The 20,521-nt window shown below is 38.4% G+C and carries 18 protein-coding genes; 4 read left to right on the top strand and 14 right to left on the bottom strand.

The genetic code is table 11. The features are described from left to right. The 10 genes from AABI99_RS10425 to tagH form a co-directional block, all read right to left on the bottom strand. Positions 1–389, bottom strand: a 389-nt coding sequence (locus AABI99_RS10425) for a type VI secretion system contractile sheath large subunit (protein WP_338365673.1), incomplete at its 3' end; no start/stop codon positions are given. Beyond that, complete coding sequence (gene tssB, locus AABI99_RS10420; RefSeq protein WP_338365672.1) at positions 386–889, bottom strand: type VI secretion system contractile sheath small subunit; 504 nt, start codon at positions 887–889, stop codon at positions 386–388. The genes AABI99_RS10425 and tssB, both read right to left, overlap by 4 nt. A gap of 16 nt (positions 890–905) precedes the next feature. Beyond that, positions 906–2,018, bottom strand: coding sequence for a type VI secretion system protein TssA (gene tssA / locus AABI99_RS10415; RefSeq protein ID WP_338365670.1), 1,113 nt, complete (start codon positions 2,016–2,018; stop codon positions 906–908). Positions 2,019–2,204: 186 nt separating this feature from the next. Beyond that, the gene (locus AABI99_RS10410) at positions 2,205–3,002 is read right to left on the bottom strand and encodes a protein phosphatase 2C domain-containing protein (RefSeq protein ID WP_338365669.1); all 798 of its coding nucleotides are present in this window, start codon (positions 3,000–3,002) and stop codon (positions 2,205–2,207) included. Further along, complete coding sequence (tagF, locus tag AABI99_RS10405; protein WP_338365668.1) at positions 2,995–3,723, bottom strand: type VI secretion system-associated protein TagF; 729 nt, start codon at positions 3,721–3,723, stop codon at positions 2,995–2,997. The genes AABI99_RS10410 and tagF overlap by 8 nt, the downstream gene beginning before the upstream one ends. Beyond that, complete coding sequence (tssM, locus tag AABI99_RS10400) at positions 3,705–7,214, bottom strand: type VI secretion system membrane subunit TssM (protein WP_338365667.1); 3,510 nt, start codon at positions 7,212–7,214, stop codon at positions 3,705–3,707. Before tssM ends, tagF begins: the two co-directional genes overlap by 19 nt. A 10-nt stretch (positions 7,215–7,224) precedes the next feature. Next, on the bottom strand, positions 7,225–8,505 hold the full coding sequence (gene tssL / locus AABI99_RS10395) for a type VI secretion system protein TssL, long form (RefSeq protein WP_338365666.1): 1,281 nt from the start codon (positions 8,503–8,505) through the stop codon (positions 7,225–7,227). Between the two features lie 20 nt (positions 8,506–8,525). Then, a complete protein-coding gene (tssK, locus tag AABI99_RS10390; protein WP_338365665.1) occupies positions 8,526–9,854 on the bottom strand; it encodes a type VI secretion system baseplate subunit TssK in 1,329 nt (442 codons plus the stop codon). 14 nt (positions 9,855–9,868) lie between these two features. Next, positions 9,869–10,333, bottom strand: coding sequence for a type VI secretion system lipoprotein TssJ (gene tssJ / locus AABI99_RS10385; protein ID WP_338365664.1), 465 nt, complete (start codon positions 10,331–10,333; stop codon positions 9,869–9,871). A gap of 15 nt (positions 10,334–10,348) precedes the next feature. Then, the gene (gene tagH / locus AABI99_RS10380) at positions 10,349–11,623 is read right to left on the bottom strand and encodes a type VI secretion system-associated FHA domain protein TagH (RefSeq protein WP_338365663.1); all 1,275 of its coding nucleotides are present in this window, start codon (positions 11,621–11,623) and stop codon (positions 10,349–10,351) included. Between the two features lie 484 nt (positions 11,624–12,107). Here tagH and AABI99_RS10375 point away from each other — a divergent pair, with 484 nt between their 5' ends. Beyond that, a complete protein-coding gene (locus tag AABI99_RS10375) occupies positions 12,108–14,081 on the top strand; it encodes a serine/threonine-protein kinase (RefSeq protein ID WP_338365662.1) in 1,974 nt (657 codons plus the stop codon). A gap of 171 nt (positions 14,082–14,252) precedes the next feature. Further along, a complete protein-coding gene (locus AABI99_RS10370; protein WP_338365661.1) occupies positions 14,253–14,609 on the top strand; it encodes a PEGA domain-containing protein in 357 nt (118 codons plus the stop codon). A 38-nt stretch (positions 14,610–14,647) separates the two neighbouring features. Here the strand turns inward: AABI99_RS10370 and AABI99_RS10365 are convergent, their stop codons facing one another. Continuing rightward, positions 14,648–15,043 (bottom strand): DUF1294 domain-containing protein, encoded by a 396-nt coding sequence (locus tag AABI99_RS10365; RefSeq protein WP_338365660.1) that lies wholly within the window; start codon positions 15,041–15,043, stop codon positions 14,648–14,650. A gap of 52 nt (positions 15,044–15,095) precedes the next feature. Between AABI99_RS10365 and AABI99_RS10360 the strand changes: the two genes are divergently transcribed. After that, positions 15,096–15,626 (top strand): hypothetical protein, encoded by a 531-nt coding sequence (locus tag AABI99_RS10360; protein ID WP_338365659.1) that lies wholly within the window; start codon positions 15,096–15,098, stop codon positions 15,624–15,626. A 63-nt stretch (positions 15,627–15,689) separates the two neighbouring features. Here the strand turns inward: AABI99_RS10360 and AABI99_RS10355 are convergent, their stop codons facing one another. Beyond that, positions 15,690–16,232 carry a carboxymuconolactone decarboxylase family protein gene (locus AABI99_RS10355; protein WP_338365658.1) on the bottom strand — a complete coding sequence of 181 codons (543 nt, stop codon included), beginning with the start codon at positions 16,230–16,232 and terminating at the stop codon, positions 15,690–15,692. Positions 16,233–16,363: 131 nt separating this feature from the next. Here AABI99_RS10355 and AABI99_RS10350 point away from each other — a divergent pair, with 131 nt between their 5' ends. Continuing rightward, entirely contained in the window at positions 16,364–16,951 is a 588-nt protein-coding gene (locus AABI99_RS10350; RefSeq protein WP_024032893.1) for a TetR/AcrR family transcriptional regulator, read from the top strand. A gap of 96 nt (positions 16,952–17,047) precedes the next feature. Here AABI99_RS10350 and AABI99_RS10345 read toward each other — a convergent pair whose 3' ends face one another. Continuing rightward, positions 17,048–19,171 carry a methyl-accepting chemotaxis protein gene (locus AABI99_RS10345; RefSeq protein WP_338365657.1) on the bottom strand — a complete coding sequence of 708 codons (2,124 nt, stop codon included), beginning with the start codon at positions 19,169–19,171 and terminating at the stop codon, positions 17,048–17,050. Between the two features lie 97 nt (positions 19,172–19,268). After that, complete coding sequence (gene arsJ, locus AABI99_RS10340; protein ID WP_338365656.1) at positions 19,269–20,492, bottom strand: organoarsenical effux MFS transporter ArsJ; 1,224 nt, start codon at positions 20,490–20,492, stop codon at positions 19,269–19,271. Between the last annotated feature and the right edge of the window lie 29 nt (positions 20,493–20,521).

The raw sequence follows: 20,521 nt of genomic DNA, 5'->3' as shown, positions 1-20,521 counted from the left end.
TCAACCGCTTTGCTTAAATCTTTATGTAGTTCTTTTTTCTTCATGTTTAAAACACGAATTTTAAGCGTAGAGCTCGTTTCAGAATTCATTACAAGGTGGTGTAAACCACGCCAAGAGCCTTCTAATTTTTGAAACTCGTCGCTGTGCATAACAACACTAAGTTGTTTTGATATTTTTTGATCGATTAACTGAATTGCTTCATTAAACGTCACAGTCATGTTTTTATTCCATTGCACTGTACCTTTTAATGCCTCTTCAGTTAACGTTTTAAGTAACTCTTCTGCACGGCTTGCATCAGTTTGCTTAGTAGCACCAATTGCCTGCTCTAGTAACGATGAGCTTGTCTCAGCTGTTGACTCTAATTCAGTACTTAATTGCTCTGCACTCATTTTTCAGTCTCCTCTAGCTTAAGTTCCTTAGCAATCGAATCTAGGCTTGAAGTATTGCTTAATACTTCTTCTAAAACATTTTCAAGCTCTTCTGAACGGTCAATCTTAGTCATTAAATCACGTAACTTATTACGGGTTTCCATTAATTTACGCAATGGTTCAACTTGATTAACAACTGCTGCAGGTTCAAAATCGTCAATTGAATTAAAGTTAAGGTTAACTTCAAATTCAGAGTCATCATCGCTGAGTGTATTTTCTACAACAAGCTTTAATGAAGGACTCATGCGTTTTAAAACATCGTTAAAGTTTTCACGGTCAATTTGAATAAAGCGTCTGTCTTTTAATGGTTTTAATGCTTCAGTGTTATCACCTGAAAAATCACCCATTACACCTACAACAAACGGTAATTCTTTTTTTACTGCAGTTCCTTCAGTTTCAACATCATAAGTGATGTGAACGCGAGGCTTACGTACTCGTTTTAATTTATCATGGATACTCATAGAGAACTCCTTTTACTTATGTTTCAGTTTCGCTGATCTTAATGCCAGACAACTTAAAGTACCCGGTCCTAGCATCACTATCTGTTATTAACTCGTTTAATAATTCAGGCAGCGATAATTCGCTCCATCGAATCACTTGTTCTATCGTGTATGACATTGGAGAATGCGGTTCGGTTTTTCTAAAAAACGCCGCTATTTCTTTTAATTTATTGATGGCATTTTCACGAGAATTTATTTCTTGGTTGTTTATTTTTTTAGGTGCTGCAACATCAGGTTCGTCCTCATCGTTTTGAGATGAATCATCAGTAGTTTCAATTGCAATTTGAGCATGCTCTGCCGCCGCTAGTTTGTCAGCCGCTAAGTGATTGATTGCTGATAAACTAGTTTCAAGCGCTTGCTTAACATTAGATGTTGGTTGTGGCTGACCGGTTGCGTTATCTAGAGCATCACTGAGTAATGCAAATTCCTCAATGGCATTTTCAATATCACTTTTTAAGTTAACGAAAAACTCTGTACTGGTTTCAGCGGCACTTTTTTCAATCAACTCAAAATCAACGCCGCCCTGACTCAGCTTTTTCTCTTTTTTATCATCACTTAACCTAGAGATATCGTAGCCTTGCTGATATTCCCAAAAGGTAAATGGATCTATGCTGACACTATCAGTTAAGTAGATACTCTTAATTGGAATAATAAGCGTACCTTCGCCTGCAGTTCCGCTTAGCCCCGCTATAGCTGATACTTTATCGGAAAGCTCATCATCCTCATCGAGCGATGGATACAGCGAGTCAAAATAGTTATTTAATAAATAATGAGAAACCTTGAAACCAAACGCCAATCCTTTAAAACCATGAGTGCGACACAGCGCTTCAATAAACCACGCTAAATACTCTATATCTTTACTTTCAGATTTTAGTGCGCTGCTGCATTGTTCTAATAAAGGCAACCAGTCTCGAGCAAGTGAGGAAATGCCTTCTTCGTCTACTAGCGCGTTTCTTTCAGCGGCACGAAGTTGGTTTCTTAAATCTTTTAAGGCGTAATAAGTCGACGTAGGAGAAACATCAGAACGAGGGTCTAAGCCTGCGATTTCAGTTTCAGAAATAGGGGAAATATACTCTTCAAATACAAACATTCCGTCGTCCTAATAATTATCCATAAAACTCCAATAAAGCGGAGCGGATTTCATATTACATTTTTTATATTAAAATACAAGCCTAGTTACAATTGTATTTTAATCAAAACAATTGCAAATAAATAAACAATTAATCTCTAATATAAATATATTAACACTTAAAATTATATAATTAATAGTAAAAAATTATTTAGTAAAAAGTGGAATTGTAGCTTCATCCTGAATTTTGTATGTTTCCGATTTGCTACTAAAATTATCATGTCCATATTTAATTATAATACAAGTAACATTATCCCGTGCTCCTCTTACTAAAGAAGAGTGCATGAGCGCCATACCTGAATCAATAATACTATTAGGTTCCAATGACAAACATATTTCTTCATCAGACAATTCACCTGTTAATCCATCTGAGCAAAGTAAGAAAATATCATTGGTTTTCACCTCGCCTTGGACTACATCTACCTTGACTTCATCGGTAACGCCGACTGCACGAGTAATCACATTCGAAAGAGGATGGGTTTTTGCTTCATCGACTGAAATTACGCCCTCATCTATAAGATCGTTTACCTGACTATGATCTCTAGACACTTGCTGTAATTGGCCGTTTCGTAACATATATGCCCTGCTGTCTCCTACCCACAAAACGTAATATTGATTATCTTTTATAAATAAGGCAGTTACTGTGCTGCCCGCTGTTTTACTTCCTAAATACTGAGCGCTGTATTCATTTAATTGTTGGTTTGCCTCTTCAATAGCGGCAACAATATGAGAAACGCTAAGCGTAGCTAATGTTTTTTCTTCAACTTTTGCCCTAATAACGTCTACAACAAGCTGGCTTGCCACTTCGCCCGCTTCATGCCCGCCCATTCCATCAGCTACTACCCACAAGTTATGGCTATTAATTTCGACATGAGAGTCTTCATTTAATTGCCTAACAGCACCGCGATGAGTTATTGCGTAACTTGTACTTAAATTGCTAATCACTATTTTTTACCTGTGTGTAATTCCATTCCCAATGTTTCCATCGGCCATCTAACATAGCTGCAACTTGATTGACAGGTGGTAGCCCTGAAGTAACAAGCATCATAGGCTTTATATTGCATGAACCGTGTGTCCACCAAACGCTGTAGTCACCATGCTTTTTATACAACAGTGCATGAAGAGCGTCTTTTAAAACATCATTTGATAACTCATCACCAGAGAACTCAAATGCTTCACCCTCTTTATTTTTGTCATTTGAGGGAGAAATACTTAGCTGTTTTTTAGGCTTTGTCAGCGTACTTATTGATTTAGCAACCTCTTTTCTCCATGTAAAAAGGTCGACAGAGCTATCTAACACTTTAAGTACAGTGTCTTCATACTCTAAGGAGAACACGCCCGAATTTAATACTTCTATAGGCGCAACTTCTAATGTACTAGCCACAGTAAATGGGTAATGGCGTCCTACTGCATCCATGCTTGGTAATAGGGTTCCCATTACGCCTTTATTGCCGACAATATTTGGCGATAATGCAAAATGCCATACAGGGCCTGTTAGGTAGTTATCTTGCCAATTGTCACCTAGCTGTTCTTTGCTTACAGCAATCGCTGCTTGCAGCCATTGTTCCCAGTGCTCTGAAAACTCTTTCGAAACACTGTCTTGAACAAAGTCCCCCAAGCTTGGGACTTTGCCAAGGTAGCCTATATTTATAATCGGGTCGGACATGAAAACTTCTCTACACTTTTATTCCAAAATGGATGCCTAATTGATTTTGGCAATAGCTCAACTTTTGCGTTGTTACCCATGAGAGAAAAATGTAACTCTAAATCCTCACGTGTTTTTGCTCTTTTAGCGCTTAGCTCATCAAGCATGCGATAAAGCGACCACTCACCTTGGTAAGTTGTATTTACAGAGCGCCCTCCACTAGGTGGCGTGAATACAACTCGCGTTTTACTTTGTCCACTTGCGCCTGGCCAAACAAAGTTCGTAACTCTTAAGGGTCCATGGCGGTAAATCATTGATTGACCATCAATTTCAATCATTAAGCTCGATGTAGTTTTATCCAACGATAACGGACGTAAGCCAAACTCAATTCTAGGTGTTGCACTCCCACCATCAAAGAACACAGTTTGAATTTGATGCGCTAGTTCAAACATGGCGAGCGTATCTGCGCTTATGCCAATGTCTTTTTCAAACTTCCACGGACTTGAACTCATATCCACACTTGGCGCTACATAGTTAGTGAAGAAGCTATCAATAGTGCCATCAGGTCCAAAGAAGCGTGTAAAGTCTTTCATATTAACTTCTTTTTGCGCATAAGGAGAGAAAGGGTATCGGCCCACAATAGCTGCGTTATACTCACGTAAAACTTGGCTTTTCCAAATCTCGTTTAAGTGTCTGTTAGCGCTATTTTTAGTGATATTACTAGTATCTCTACTTATATCTAATAACCAGCTATTAAATGGGTAAGGTAGATCACGGCTTTGAAACTCAAGTTGGCGAATAAAACTTGGCTTACTTTTCCCACTGATTTGATCTTTAATCGATGACTTTAACTGATCTCCTCTATCAAGCTTAGTGAGATATACATTAAGCTCTCTGAGGTTTTTCTGAATGTTATCTAGTTGCTGAGCATCAATATTTATTACATCTTCAAACGCTTCTTCAACCTGATAACCTGGCAACTTAATATCAAACTTAGGGGCTTCGTCAGGTAGAAAGCGTTTAATTCTGTTCGCTTTAGTTTGCATTGCAATTTCAGCAGCATTAGCGGCAACTTTACCCGCTGCTTTTTGGTTTTCTGACACCGGTAATTTGGTTAACTGCACATTTTTTTGCACAGCCATAATAATGTTTTTAATCGGTGCTTCTGAACCTGCAAGTACATCTGTAATATTGACACCCTCAGCAGGTGAACTGTATTGATTTAGGCTTAAATCGTCGATAAATGACTGCCAAAAGAAGATATAATCCTGAAAATAACGTTGCTCTAATTTCTTTTCAATTTCTTCTTTAGAAATATCATAAGTGCCCGATGCCTCCTCGCCGTATACCCAACTGCTTGCCATCAAGTTACCGAGCATTTTACTTTTCTCAACATTAAAAATGCCGTGAAAACCGTTAAAGGTGTATAAGCCTGGAATACTGCGTGTCAACTCGCCGTTATTTCTGAATGTGAATTTCTGCGCACTCTCAAAACTAATAATGTCTGTTAACCTAAACGGTGGAATACTGCTATCAAGAAAATCAGCTTGCAGACGTTGGTATGCTCTTTCTGCTATTGGTAACTTAGTTAACTCAGCTCTAGCTATACGCACTGCTTGATTATCTATTTTGGTTTGACTAACCCCAAGCTCTAATAAGGCAGCAATGTGGTTCATCAACTGGCCGCGAGTCAACGCATTTTTGTCACCCGGTAGGTTCCTTTCTAGGTATGCATTAAACCAAGCCGAAATATCTTCACTTTCAAAGTACTCTGGTTGGAATAGCATTAAATAGCTCTTTAGCGTTTCGTACAAATAGCTAAGGTGCTCTGGGTGCGCTTCCATTTCTTTAATTAACGTATTGGCAATATAAGGTTCTAAATACGTTTGCAGCGACCTGTTGTAGGCTTGTGTCGATGACTGTTTGATCTCATTAAGCTTATTAAACCCTATTGACTGAGATTCATCGTCATCAACTAACGCAGGATTGTTAGCTGGTAAGTTTCGCAGCGCATTGAGTCTGTCGTTTAATACTAATAAGTTGCTTCTATCAAACGAAGCGGCATCTAGCTCCTGATAAGCTTCAATGGCTTCATCAGTAGCAGCCATTAAATTATTATTCCATGCAAAACTAAAGTACCACGAAATAGAAAAACCAATTACCGCAATACTTGCTAAAGAAATACTACCTACTCTCAGCCATTTGTTTTGCTTATCATGGTGCTTATTAGTGCTTGCTAAGTTTTGTTCAGGAAAAATCACGCCTTCTAAAACGTTTTTGATAAAAAAGCTTTTAGATTGATTGATATAGTTTGAATCTGCTGAGTTTACGTCATTTAAAAAACTGGCGGGCTTACCCTCTTGCGTCGCACTTGTAAGGTACACCCCCCTAAACATTGGCAATTCTTCATAAGCGTTAGGGGTAAAAATTTCTTTTAAAAACGCATCGCCTACACCTTGCAGTACGCGAAGCTGTCTAGGGAATTCGAAAATTTTGGCCCGTATCTCTTCATTACGTTCGTTAATCAATCTTCGATTAAGCATTTCTGTTAGTTTTGAGATTAATGCATGAAACTCTTTATTGAATGCTTCAACTTGAGTGTCCTTATCTAGGTCTAACTCAAAGGTAACACCCCAAACTTGCTCACACTCCTCCTCCGTAAGCTCACCAAAAAACTCTCTAAAGCCTTCAATTAAATCTACCTTAGAAAGAATAACGTAGACCGGAAAAGTCATGCCCAATTGATTTTGAAGCTCTTGTAAGCGTTGCTTAATAGCACGAGCATGTAAATTACGCTCTGTTTTAGTTTGACTCATGAGCTCAGAAATACCCATGCTGATCATTACACCATTAATAGGGCGCAGCGGGCGGTACTTACGTAAAAGTCCTAAAAAGCCTTCCCAGGCGCGCGAGTCATGTTTAGCGTGGCTACTTTGCGTGGTGTATCGTCCTGCAGTATCAATAAGTACGGCCTTATTAGTGAACCACCAATCACAGTTTCGTGTACCACCTACACCGTGGACTAAATCCACCCCTAACTTATCTTTTAATGGGTAGTCTAAGCCTGAATTATTAATAACCGTTGTTTTACCTGCCCCTGGAGGGCCGATCATGATATACCAAGGTAATTGGTATATATTTTTACCTTTAAATAGCTTTACATCTTTTAGTAGGTTAATGGCTTCATTCATACGATTTTTTAACGTGGTGATTTCTTCATTCACCTCGTTGCTATTAGACTCATCACTTTCGATGAGCTCATCAGCCATTTTTTCATCACGTTTACTTTGTTGCGTTAAGCTATAAATTTTGGTGATGGCAAACACTAAAATAACAAACAGAATTGTTAAAAGCCGTGCTGCTACACTCTCTAATGGTATAAAATCAGCAACCGCAATAAGCGGGCCACCAAACCATATTAATAAAGATAATGCTAAAAAGCCGATGATTAACATGGCTGTTTTAGAAGTAAGTACGTAAGTAATTTTTTTTATTTTGTGTGAAATACTCATGTCAGCCCCATTAAAATAATAAATCGATTTCAATTCGTCGGTTTAGTGACCGAGAAGCTGAATCTGAATTGCTGGCGATAGGCTCTGCAGCACCTTTACCTTCAGGCCATAAGCGGCCACTTAGGTTTGTACTTTTAGCCATAGAATTGGCAACTTGCGTTGCACGGGCTAATGAAAGATGCCAATTTGATGGGTATTTATCAGTACGGATAGGCGTATCATCAGTATGTCCAGTAATTAAAATGCGCCCTTTTGTTCCTTCTAGGCTACGTGCTAGCTTTTCTAAAATAGGTTGAATTGACGGTAATAATTTTGCATCACCTTGATTAAATAAGCTTTCACTATTTATTGAAATTCTTATACGGTCTAGGTTCTTCTTTATTGTAACTATCCCCATTTGAATTTCTGTTTGCAGTAATTGCTCTAGAACTAATAGTTGCTTATCTTTTTTATCTACAGATTCGTTTTGCGCTATAGGATGAATAACAGCTAGCTTATCGTTAAGAGAAGTAACGCCATCATTCAGTTTCATGTTTATAAATAAATAAACCATTAACAGCACCAAGCCCAACACTGAAAAAATCACCCAAAGAGGCACTTGATTTCTAAGTTCTACACCAGCGGCAACACGCTGCTGCCAATTAGGCGAAAGCTTATTATTGAGTGGTCCATCTAATTGATTTAAAAGGTGGTACATTTGAGAACGATACTCTTCAATTTTAGTATCACCGCCATTATCTAACCTATACTTACCTTTGAACCCTAAGTTTAAACAGTGATACTGCAGCTCAATAAAATGCTTATGTAGCTCAGGTTGTGCCAATGCATTGTCAAGCAGGGTATAAAAGTATTCTCCACCGAACGTTTCTTTATGAAATGTAGAGAGTAAGCTCTCATCTGCCCATTCCATTGAGCTCCATTTAGAATTTAATACTGATTCATCTAAAATCGCACACAAACAGTAGCGCGAATTGGTAATTACATCTTTAGAGAGTCCTTGATTACGCACTTCAACTTCAAAGCGCTTCACAGCCTCAACACAACGGTGCTTTAAAGCGGCAATATTAGTCATTTCTTTAGCTTGGCTAATCGAAATTACAAGCGAAAAGCAATCGGTTGCCGCTTCTAAAAGTGGGTTTTTAAATATGGAAACTTTAGATGTATTGGCAACGCTACTGGCAACTGGCTCAACAGACATCACTGTTTTATCAGCATCGTTATCAATGTTAGGAGTGTTTGAAGTATCACGCCCTAGTCTACCAGGGCGAGGTTTTATAATGGTTTCATCCATTGAAACTCTTCCTTTAAAAGTTAGGTTCTAATTGCCCAAAGGCTTATTTGTAGCTCAGGGTAATTACCCGATAAGTGGATAGCGATGCCTCCACTTGAGCGAAGTTTTTCCCAATGCTCACCCTGCTTGTTTAATTCAAAGTAATGAAAACCTGCATGGTATGGGATCTGGCGTGGTGCCGTTGGTAAGTTACTAATAGTAATACCTGGAATTTGGTTATTAACTAAGTCTCGTATGGTTTCTACGCTACCAATCTTAATTTGTGAGGGCAGTATTTTACGCAGCTCTTCGTGCGGTACGCTTGCTTTAATTGCTAAAACAAATTGTGCTGAGTTAAGCACCGACTTGTCTTTTAATGCGCCAAACGAAATACCAAACTTGCTTTGTTCTAACTTAATTTCTGTCGCAGTTTGCTCAATAACATGACTTAAAGATTGATATAAGAAATTAACCACTTCAGAAAATACTTTGCCCAAATTATCATGGTCGTACTTAGGCAGCTTCGGTACTCTTTTATTTGCAGTACTAAAAGTAGATAACTCGCCAGCAAGCTCGATAAGACGAGTATAAAGTACATTTGGGTGGAGGTTATTTATATTAAGTAGGTTATCAAAAACAGCATCGTACTTATTCAGGGTTTGCAACATAATAAAGTCAGCAACTGAGGTGCTACCTGCATAACCTTGGCATAAACGCACAGATATACTCTCTGCACGCTGTTTGATCATAGAGCCAATTTCTCTTACTAAACCAAGCAAAGGCTTGCATTGACCCACTTTTAAAGAGGGTGGTATGTATTTAGTGTCAAGCTTAATACTTCCTTCGCTGCTAACTTCAATAATGCGTGCAACAGGCAATAGAATGTACCCAGCATGATCATCAGATGAGAGCACCAATTTGCTATAAATTTTGGCAACTTGAATCACCTCTTGGGATTGAGATCCTAAAGAGTCATCACTCACCGTTAAATCATCAAGCTTATAGCGCGTGACAATATTTTCATCCAGCGCTGAAATATTGATACCACTGCCTTTCAATGCAGGAATAGCAAGGTATACCACTTCATCATACACATCTTTATTAACCACTAATGGTTCAGGTAAAGGGGTTGATTGCGGCATTTCAATTGGGAGCAAATCAGGCATAATAGCGCTTAATGACTCAAGAGCAAACTGCCCTGAACTCAGTAATTGTGTGTCTATACTTATATCAAGTATGCCCCACGGATCAGATAAATTTCCTTTACATAATTGATTAATTAAATTAGAAAAGTGCTTATCTGACTGTTGAAAATGTTGCGGCCTTAAGAACATCCCTTCAGTCCACGCAACACGAGTGTTATCACCCATTTTACAAATCCTTTTTATCGCTCTCTCATGTATGTTGCAATTGCTTCAACATTTACATCTATATCATCATAACCGGTAGGGTCAACCTCAATAACAGCTCTCCACCTTGCTTGATCGATATCTCTATAGGCAACAACAACGCCTACGTAACGGGTATTTCTGTTAAGGCTCATTTTGTATTTTTGCACTGAATTTGGTTGTAATTCTAACTCGTCTTTTTTTAATAAATCTGGGCCCAGTAGTTTTTCAGGCGTTTCGTATAAACTAAAAAAGTCTTGTGTATCAAAAATAGTTCTTGAACTTAGCTCAAATATTTTCATAACAACTGGCGATGGTCTCTCTGATGTATCTGGATTTACATCTTTAGAAACATTAATAATTAAATCAGTTGAAGGCGGCACTATTTTATTTACTGTAGTACACCCAACCGTTAAAAAGAGTAGGCTAATGCTCATTAAAAAGAGCTTAAGTTTAGACATTATTTACTTTCCTTTTTAAAACGTTTCTTGAGTTTTATCATTGTAAGCCTTTAAAAAATCGTCAGACAATGCCATAGCGCCTTTTGCATTTACATCGTGCGCGAGTTCTTCATGAAGGCTTTGATATATTTTCCAACACTTTGCTTCTGACTGGCCTGGAATAATCTTTAATACATTAGAGTTTTCATTTACTTGCTGAGTGATTTGCTGGGGAGAAACTTGCTCTAAAATCCCTTTAAGTACACCATCAGCTCCTGCTAATAAAGCATGTTCGTGCCTACGTGTATCAGTAAAGCTTTCTTTGATCGATTCACGAGACGACAGGAAGCTTGCACTATTTCTTATGAATAAATTCTGAATAACATCATCAATATCAGCAGAAAATTTTATAGGATTATTTTGCTTCGTTTGAAACATGGTTTGATTTAAACGTAATTGATTTTTAACCAATGCTCGTTGTCTTAATGACTCCATCAACTCGTTTAATAATAAATTTAAACTTTGCCCCATTTCAAACCACAACTCTGGTGTATTGAGCGCATTTTGAAGCTCAGCTTTAACTCCTAAACCTTTTAAAAACGCCTCAGATAAAGCGGAATTAGCGCTTGTAGTACTAGTGTGTGTTTGCGTTTGTTTGGTAGGCTGCTTAATGGGTTCTGGTGCTTTTTGAGGTTCAACTTGAACGGGTTTTTCTGCTACCGCAACATCATCAAAATGGCTTTGAGCTGAAGTTGACACATCAGGGTTCATTAAATGCGATAATTCATCCCAATTTTCTGGAATTTGGTTATCAGGCTGTGCCATACCTTCTTCTTTCATTAATACAGAAGGCATTGACTCATCTAGAATAGATTCATTTAAAAATAAGTCACTTGAAGAAAAATTATCTATTGAAGGTTCAGGTGTTCTGTTACTTAATGCAGAATCATCCGTGTTTGGGCGTGTTTCAGTGTATGCTGTTGTAGATTGAGAATCAGCTAATTCGACTTCAATTTGAAAGTCTCCGACAGTAATTACATCACTGTGCGCTAAACGGTGTTTATTACCTTGACCAAGTGCTGACACGCCAAAATTAATAAACGTTCCGTTAGTCGAGGTATCGTATAAGTAAAACGAATCCCCTTCTTTTTCAATACGGCCGTGCCGGCTAGAAATTATTTTTTCAGGATCGGGCAAGTGCCAATCACACGTTTCTGAGCGGCCAAAAATAAGAGAGTGTTTAGTTGTTTTAGAAGCTTCAATTTCAGGCGAGAGTCTATGATAACTAGTTATATTTAGTATCAGTTCCATTTGATAAGTTAGTCCCATAAATCTACATTTTCATTAGGATAAAGTAGAAGAGAAACTATTGTCAACATTGAAATTAATATATAAAAATATACACATATATTTAAATTTGAAGACAATGATAAATCTAATAAACTTAAAAACATGAAATCCAATAATTAAATGACTGTTTGAATGTTCCTTTTTCAGCACACTGCAACAAACTTAATCCCAAACAAAATAAAGTGAAAAATTACCGCTAAATGTACCTTTTACGCCTTTTACAGCGCTTTTAAGCACATTATTTTTTAAGTTTAAAAATAAAAAAATTTTTTGAGTGAGTTAAAACAGGCGACATAATTAATTTTGTATGAAACTTCTACGCCAGAAAGATTGCTAAAGTAATCTTTTTTTGTAAAAATACTGACGTTATCAAAGGGAGAATTGATAAAAATGATAAAAATTCACCTTTGCAATTATTTATATATACACAATAAAAGGATTTATAATGAGCGGTATCAATAACTCTAACGATAAAACTCAGATAGCGTCGCTTGATTCAAATCTAAAAAAACCCCAAGCTAAAAATAAGCTCAATCTAATTGGCAAAAAAATATCTGCTCGTTACTTGGTTGAAGAATTAATTGGCCAAGGTGGTATGTGTTATATCTATCGCGCAAGGGATCTATTCTTAGAAAGTCCAAGTCGCCCTGAAGTATTTGTCGCGATAAAGGTGTTACTCGAAGAGTTTTCACACTCAGAAGAAGCCATTACTCTCCTAAAAGATGAAACCACGAAAACACAACAGCTAGCCCACCCTAATATTGTTAAAGTTTATTCAGCAGGTTCTGATGGCGATCTTCACTATGTAACAATGGAGCTTGTTGAAGGCGAAACACTTGAGCAAATAATAAAAAGAAACAAACCCACAGGTATGGTGTTTAAAAAAGCTAAGGTGATTTTAGAACAGTTAGCGAATGCCCTGATTTACGCGCATGCACGCGGTGTTATCCATAATGATTTAAAGCCATCAAATATTATTTTTGATTCTAACGGCAACTTAAAAGTACTTGATTTTGGTATTGCAAAACATAAAACCATTGAAGATGCTTATGCTGTTCAAAACGAGCAAAATACCGCTGTTGTAGGTGGTTACACTCCCACCTATGCAAGCCCAGAGCAACTTAAAGGAGCTGAAGCTTCAGTTAAAGATGATGTGTTTTCTTACGCATGTATAGCGCTTGAACTATTAAGCAGTAAACACCCGTTTAACCGCGTAGCTGCTGATAAACTTGCAAAAGAGACATCGGCAAAACGCCCTAGTAACTGCCCATTATGGTTGTGGGGTAGTTTAAATAAAGCAATTGCATTAAACGCTTCTGATAGATTAAGCTCACTAGAGCCCATTACTACTAAATTAAACCGTAATTACAAACCAGCTATCGCACTAGTGGCAAGCTTAGTAATTGCTACAGTATTTGCCGGCCAATATTACCTCTCTAACGATCATAATATTAAACAACTCGAAGCCAAGCTAGACAATGCCCAAGCTATAAACCAGCAAGTAAAAACGTGGATGTCATGGAATGGTCCAAGCATACTCGGTAAGCTTTCTGAAATCCCACCGCAATATGAAGTTTTAAAACAAGGCTTACTGCGTGTAAATCAAGAGAGTGTTTTGCAAAGCTTTGATGGCATGGCTAATCAGCTAAACAATAGTGGTGATAAGTTTAAGAACTTCGATGAAACAATAGATGTATACACTCAAGCGCTTGAGTACTACCCCGATTCAGAAAAGCTCTCTGTGCAACTTGAAAGTATTTTAAGAGAAAGACAATCAATTATTTTTGATATTACATCGCGAATCAATTTACTTTTAGAGCAATCTCGTTATAACGAAGTTGATAACAATAGCATTCCTCAGTTAATTATCGATTTACAACAAGTTGATGACACCTATGTCTATGAACCTTCACAGATTCACTTTGATAATTACAAGTTAGCGCTAGATAAAGCCATAGCGGAAGACGACGTTATAGCACAAAAAGCATTACTAAATGTAGGAAAGGCTATTTTTACCAATACTCAAAAAGAAGAGCTGCAATTCGCAGAATTACTTAAAAGAGAATCTGCAATCGATGCGCTAACCTTATACCAAGAAAAAGTAAATAATGGTCAGCAAGCACAATTCCCTACTGCAGATGCTATTGTATTTTATCAGCCACGCTTTAATCGCTATTCAGAGCAGTTGGAAAGCATAGAGCAATACAAAGAGCTATTGGAATTTGAAGAGAAAATAAATGTTGAGTCGGTGGATTTACCGTCAGACTTTTCGCTTTTAGTTTCTTTAAAGCAAGAATTATCTAAACGATACATCACGATGGCGAGCACTTTAATGAAAAGAAAAATGTATCGTACTGCTGAACAACTTGTAGAGCGAAGTGAAGCCATTACTCAATCACTTGATAATGTTTTGTTGTAATTTACTTACAGTAACGCAAAGCGAATGTAGCTTTGCTTTTACAATACAATTTAAAAGTTGATGAACACTTAGTTTTACAGACGAAAGTCAAGGACGACAAGTTAAGCAAAAGCTTGTACTCCTTCATGATATTTCGCAATTTTAATTACTATAATGACTTATGGAGTACCAATGAAAAAAATAACCGCACTTGCAGCATTCCTCATCTTAAGTGGCTGTGCAAACACTTCAAATAAGAATGAAACTGAGCAAAAAGTTGAAGACAATGTTGCCGATGTTCAAGCTGAAGTAGCCGAAGTGGTTGCTCCAATCTCACTTACCGTAATTACGACCCCTAATGACGCCCGCGTGCGTATTATGAATATCAAACCAGTATATCAAGACGCGATTGAACTAAAAGAAGGTGAATACGATATTGAAGTAAGCAAACCAGGCTACCAAACTTACCGCAAATGGGTTGTGGTTGATAAAAAAACCATACTTACAGTAGCGTTAGATGAAGTAGCAAAAACTGAAGCTGCTAACTAAACACCATGTAAAGTTGTATTTATGCCTTTAAATACACATTAATTTAAAGGCATAACTCCCACGTTTTCTGTAAAAAATGTAATAGCCCCTATTACAGTCACATTCCCAAAAATACACAGCCATAACACCACTATAAAACGCCTTTTTTGCGATTTATGTCTCAGCCATTGCTGTGCAATGAGTGCGCCGGGCCATCCGCCAAATAATGATAGTAATTGTAATGTACGCTCACTCGTACGATTTACTTTTTTATGCGCTGATAGTTTTGCTTGTCGTTTATCCCATGCGTACGTTATGAAAGTAATTAGGCTCAGTGCACTTACATAAGCGGGTGCATAAATAGGTATGTAAATAGGCAAGTACTGAGATAGGTACGCGAGCCAAATTACAGCTAAAAAAAGTAATGAGAAGATGATTAATGTTTTCTTTATCAATTAATGTTCGCCTATACTAAACGCTGTTGACCAAAATAATAAGAGCCAAATTATGACATATTTTAAAGCGCTATTTTTAGTATTATGCTTATACACCTTTAATAGCTATGCCGCAGATACACCCACTAACCTTGATAAAGAACTAGCTGTATTTAAGCCTTATTTAGGCACGTGGCAGGCGGATTTTGACGTTCCCGAAGGCGCAAAGCCTTTACAAGATGTTGCCCGCTGGGAGCGCGCTTTGAATGGTAAAGCAATTCACACTACACACTCTATAAACGAGGGCGAGTATGGAGGTGAGTCGATGATTTTTTACGACAGTAAAAAAGACTCTTTGGTGTTTTACTATTTTACAACTGCGGGTTTTTATACAAAGGGGACCATGAAAGTACTCAGCCCCACCCAATTTGTGGCCTATGAAGAAGTAACAGGCAGTAAAGAAGGTATTACCAAAGTACGCTCAACCAGCGAATTAAAAAACGATAAATTTGTCGTCTCAACGTCTTATTTAAAGAAGGGTGAATGGACTAAGCCTGAGCAACGTACTTATACACGCAGCACTAAAGCCGTTAAATTTAAGTAAAAGCTATTCGCCTACAACACAAAAAGGCAGCCTAGGCTGCCTTTGTTAATTATAAAATTGCTATTATTTAGCAAATTTTTTAAATGGTTCGTCTACAGGTGTATCAGCAAGGTGGTTAGTATAGTTGCTCATTACCTTTTGCGATAAACCAACAATAATTTCGAGTAGTTGCTGTTTACCGTAACCTGCTGCAAAAAACTTCTCAATTTGCTCATCGCTAATTACGCCGCGATCGCGTGTCATTGCAAGTGTGGTTTCGCGTAGTGTTTCAAGTTTTGCATCTGCAAGTGGTGTTTTGTTTACTAGAGCATCAACAATATCTTGGTCAACTTTCATTGAAGCAGCAATTGCGCTGTGCGCTGGTACACAGTAATGACACTCATGCTCAACATTAATTGTTTGCCATACAACTGTTAACTCTTCTGCGTTAAACGATGTTTTTTGAAATAAATCATGTAGTACTTGGTAGCCTTTAAGCAGTGTAGGTGCTTCTGCCATTACTGCGTGAAGGTTAGGTAACATGCCAAACGCTGCTACTGAATCAGCCATTAGCGATTTTGATTCTTCAGGTGCGTTGTCTTGAGTATATAACGTAAATTCTGCCATGTTCTGCTCCAATAAATTAATGTGTTTGAGTAACCTGAGTCAGGTTAAGTAACTTCAAGACACATACTATTTGATTTTGAGCGATTGTTCAAGTTAAAATTGAGCATACGTTCAAAATAGTTGAGATCAAGATGGCTAACAAAGTTAAATTTGAACGCGATAACGTGATTCGCGTAGCAAGCCAATTGTTTTGGGAGAAGGGGTTTAACGCCACCTCAACCCGTGATTTACAAGAAGCCATTAACATGCGCCCAGGCAGTATTTATGCGGCGTTTGGCTCTAAAGAAGGGCTATACAGCGAATCTTTAAAAGACTACACAGTACAAATGAAGAGCCAAATTGATGGCTTTTTAGCAAGCTCAGATTCTGTTTTAGGTGGCTTACGTGCGTTTGTTGAAAACGTGATCATTAAAACTAAAGACTGTAGCCCTAGCGCTATTTGTATGTTGGTAAAAGCAAACAGTGAATTTGCAGAAAAAGATGCCTCGTTATACGAGCTAAGCTTAGACCTATCGGCAAAGTTTGAAGCCTACTTAACCACCTTGTTTGCTCAAGCCATTAAAAATAATGAGCTAAGCAGCAACCTTACCGCGCTTGAATACGCGCAGTTTTTTCAGGTGCAATTTACTGGGCTGCGTGGCTATTTTAACCGCCCAGGGGTTGAGCAATTAGCTCAGCCAATGATCAATCAAATGTTTGCCTTGATCAAAAAACTATAACCTTTCGCATTACTCACTACTAAACCGTCTCAACAAAAAAACGGCTAATTCGCATGTATTAGCCGCTTTTTACATTTGCTAGAGTTAAAGCTTAACTTACGTTTTAAGCTTGTTTAGCTCGCTATCTTGCTGTGCGACTAATGCATTAAGCGCTTCGCTACTATCGCCCGCTTGGGTAGATAAATCAGCAAGCTGCGATGCCGCATCGGAAATAAGAGTTAGATTACGGTTTATCTCCTCCGTAACCGAGCTTTGCTCTTCAGCTGCGGTGGCAATATGCGTAATTTGATTGGTAATTTCATCTACTTTTACAACTACGCTGTGCAGTGCTTCAAATGCCACAGAGGTTTCATCTACTGCACTTTCAGCGCGTATAACCCCATTTTCAATAACGGTTGATGCATTACCTACCTCCGACAAGAGGCTATCAATCAGCTGGCTAATATCATCAGTAGATGAACGGGTTTTAGAAGCAAGCGCTCGTACTTCATCAGCAACTACGGCAAAGCCTCGTCCATGCTCACCAGCACGCGCAGCTTCAATAGCAGCATTAAGTGCAAGTAAGTTTGTTTGCTCCGAAATGGTTCTGATCACATCGAGAATTTGTGTAATATCTTTACTGCGCGATGCCACTTTTTCAACGGCTTGGTTAGCTTCTTTTATTTCTTCAGACATGGTTTTAACTTGGCTCATCGCAGAGGATAAGCTCGACTCACTGCTTACTACTAAGCCGTTTATCTCATCCGCTTGTTGAGCTGATTGCTCAGAGGCTCTGGCCACTTCAAGTGCTGTCGCGCTCATTTCGTTCATGGCGGTTACTACACTTTCAATTTCTTGAAATTGCGATTGCACATTATGCTTGGTATCAATGGCAATATGCTGCGCAATTTCGCCTTGCTGCTTAGTTTGCGATGAAACATCTTTTAGCTCTGCAATTAAACCACGAAGCTTAGCTAAAAAGGCATTAAATCCACCTGCAAGGGCAATAAGTTCAGCGTGTGTATCAACATGGAGTGTATGCGTTAAATCACCTTCTGAGCTGGCAAGGTTATCTACACGCTGTTGAATTTGTTCGAGCGGTGCAACCACCGTGCCCACTACTATTTTCATAATAATAAAGGCAATAACCGCAATAACGGCGCCCGTTATTAAAATAACTAAACCAAGCTGATTAGCTGAGTCACTCATGTTTTTAGCTAGGGCATTAGGCCCTTCAAGGGCTAAATTACTTGGCACTTCAATAAGTAAGCTCCACTGAGTGTTAGCCAATTTAATATTAATGGGGTAGTTAACTAAATACTCGCTAGGTGTTTTGAAAAGGCCGTGTTGCCCCTTAAATTTAACCAGCTCACTGTAAGTATTACTACTAACGGCTTCTTTAAATGGGCGCCCTAATTTAGATTTATAGTGGCTACTGCCTACAATTAAACCTATGTCACTTAAAAGTGTTACTTTTGCTTGCCCGTTATAAAGCTCGCGAGAGAGTTTTTCAGTTAACCCTTGAAACGTAGGAAGCGTTAAATCAACGCCCGCTAAGCCAATAAAACGACCCGACTTATTGGTAATAGGTACAGTTAAAGATGTTAGCATCACCGAATCACCAGAAGGTATTTCGTAAAGGTACGGCTCCATAATACATGGTTTTAATGTATCTTTTGCACATAAGTACCAATGTGCTTCTCGAATACCAAATTCATTTAACGAGGTTAAATATTTATCTGCTGCGTTGGCTACTTTTTGCTGTTCTAACCTACCGTTTTGATCTCGAGTGATGTAAACCTCTAACGTGCCATCACCATTAACTGAATGTTTATAGCCTTGTGAAAATTGCGTGTCTTGGCCGTCAAAAGCATTAGGCTCAAATTGTGAGTAAATAGACGACAAAAGCTGATTTTTTTCTAAAATAGAGCGGTTAATGCTCACTACCGTGTCACGATCTAAAGTTTGTGTATTAGCCGCATCACCTAGTAATGCCGCCAAAGAGTTAGGTACACGGTAAGCTTCGTTAATAAACCCAGCTATTTTTTCACCATAAGCGGCCGCATTTGCGTTAAGTTTATACTCAACTTCAGCCACTATATACTCTTCTGATTCCTTTGCGAGCGCTGCGCTATTTGATGACATTTGCCACCATAATACGCCAGACAGAACGAGTACCGTTAAAAATGTACTACCAACGGTTATCCATAATAACTTTTTTGCTAACGAGGTTTCTTGCACTTAAATGACCCTTTAATTAAAACTACGCATACAGTTTAGTAGATCTAAAAAATGAAGCTATTAAAAAAATAAATAAATACAAAACTAATACAAACGTTTAGCTTTTCTTGTTAGCCAAAAATGCTGTCGCAATAGACGCTAAAACAAGTAAAATTACGCTCACCCACAAACACGCTACAAAACCATAAACCTGAAACACCCACCCAGAAAGCACCGTGCCCAGTAAACGCCCCATGGCATTGGCCATATAATAAAAGCCAACATCAAGCGATACACCATCGCTTTTAGCAAAGCTGACAATTAAGTAGCTGTGCACAGAAGAGTTAACCGCAAATACACCGCCAAATATAAGTAAACCTATAATCAAGGTGGCATGCACGGCCACATCAAGTTGCATAAAAAGTGCTAAAACGGCTGTTACAACACTTAGTAGCAATACCCATAAATAGGCCTGTTTAACGGTATCAACACCGGTATTGCTGGTGCCGGTAATACGCGGGGCTTGCGATTGCACGCCGCCGTAGCCAATTACCCAAAGAGCCATAAAGCCACTAACCCACCAAAAGTTCCAGTTAAATTGCTGAGCCAAATAAATAGGTAACGCCACTACAAACCATACATCACGCGCGGCAAACAAGCATAATCGTGCTGCACTGAGTAAGTTTATTGCACGGGATTTAGAAAATAGCTCTTTAAACTTAGGCTTATTTTTAGCCTTGCCCATGTCGCCTTTTAAAAATACAACGCTAATAATCCACGCAATAGTGAGTAATAAAATTAAGGCTTTTAAAGCCCCAACAAAACCTAGTACCGTAAGGAGTAAACCACCTAAAAAGAAGCCAACCCCTTTTAACGCATTTTTTGATCCCGTTAAAATAGCCACCCATTTATAGAGCTGGCCTTGGCCGCTTTCTCCCTCGGGCACTAAATGTTTAATAGCGCTTTTGGCGCTCATTTTATTTAAATCTTTGGCTATGCCGCTAAGCGCTTGCGCCACCATAACATAAGCCACGGTGAGCCATTCACTTGGCGCACATAACATGGCAAGCGCCATTATTTGCAGCGCCAAGCCAAAGTTCATGGTTTTATTAAGGCCTAAATGAGCCCCTAGCCAACCGCCCACTAAATTGGTGATCACACCAAAAATTTCGTAAAACAAAAACAGCATGGCAATGGCCAGTGCACCATACCCTAACTGATGAAAGTGCAACACTACTAACATACGTAGTGCGCCATCGGTTAAGGTAAATGCCCAGTAATTACCGGTAATAATTAAATACTGCTTTATTGCTGTAGGTAAATTAGCAAGTTGCTCAAACATGGTTAACGCCCTTAAAACCTTTAATTTAT

It is taken from the genome of uncultured Pseudoalteromonas sp. (assembly GCF_963922945.1).
GTDB lineage: Bacteria > Pseudomonadota > Gammaproteobacteria > Enterobacterales > Alteromonadaceae > Pseudoalteromonas.
This window is presented reverse-complemented; position numbering and strand designations above follow the sequence as displayed.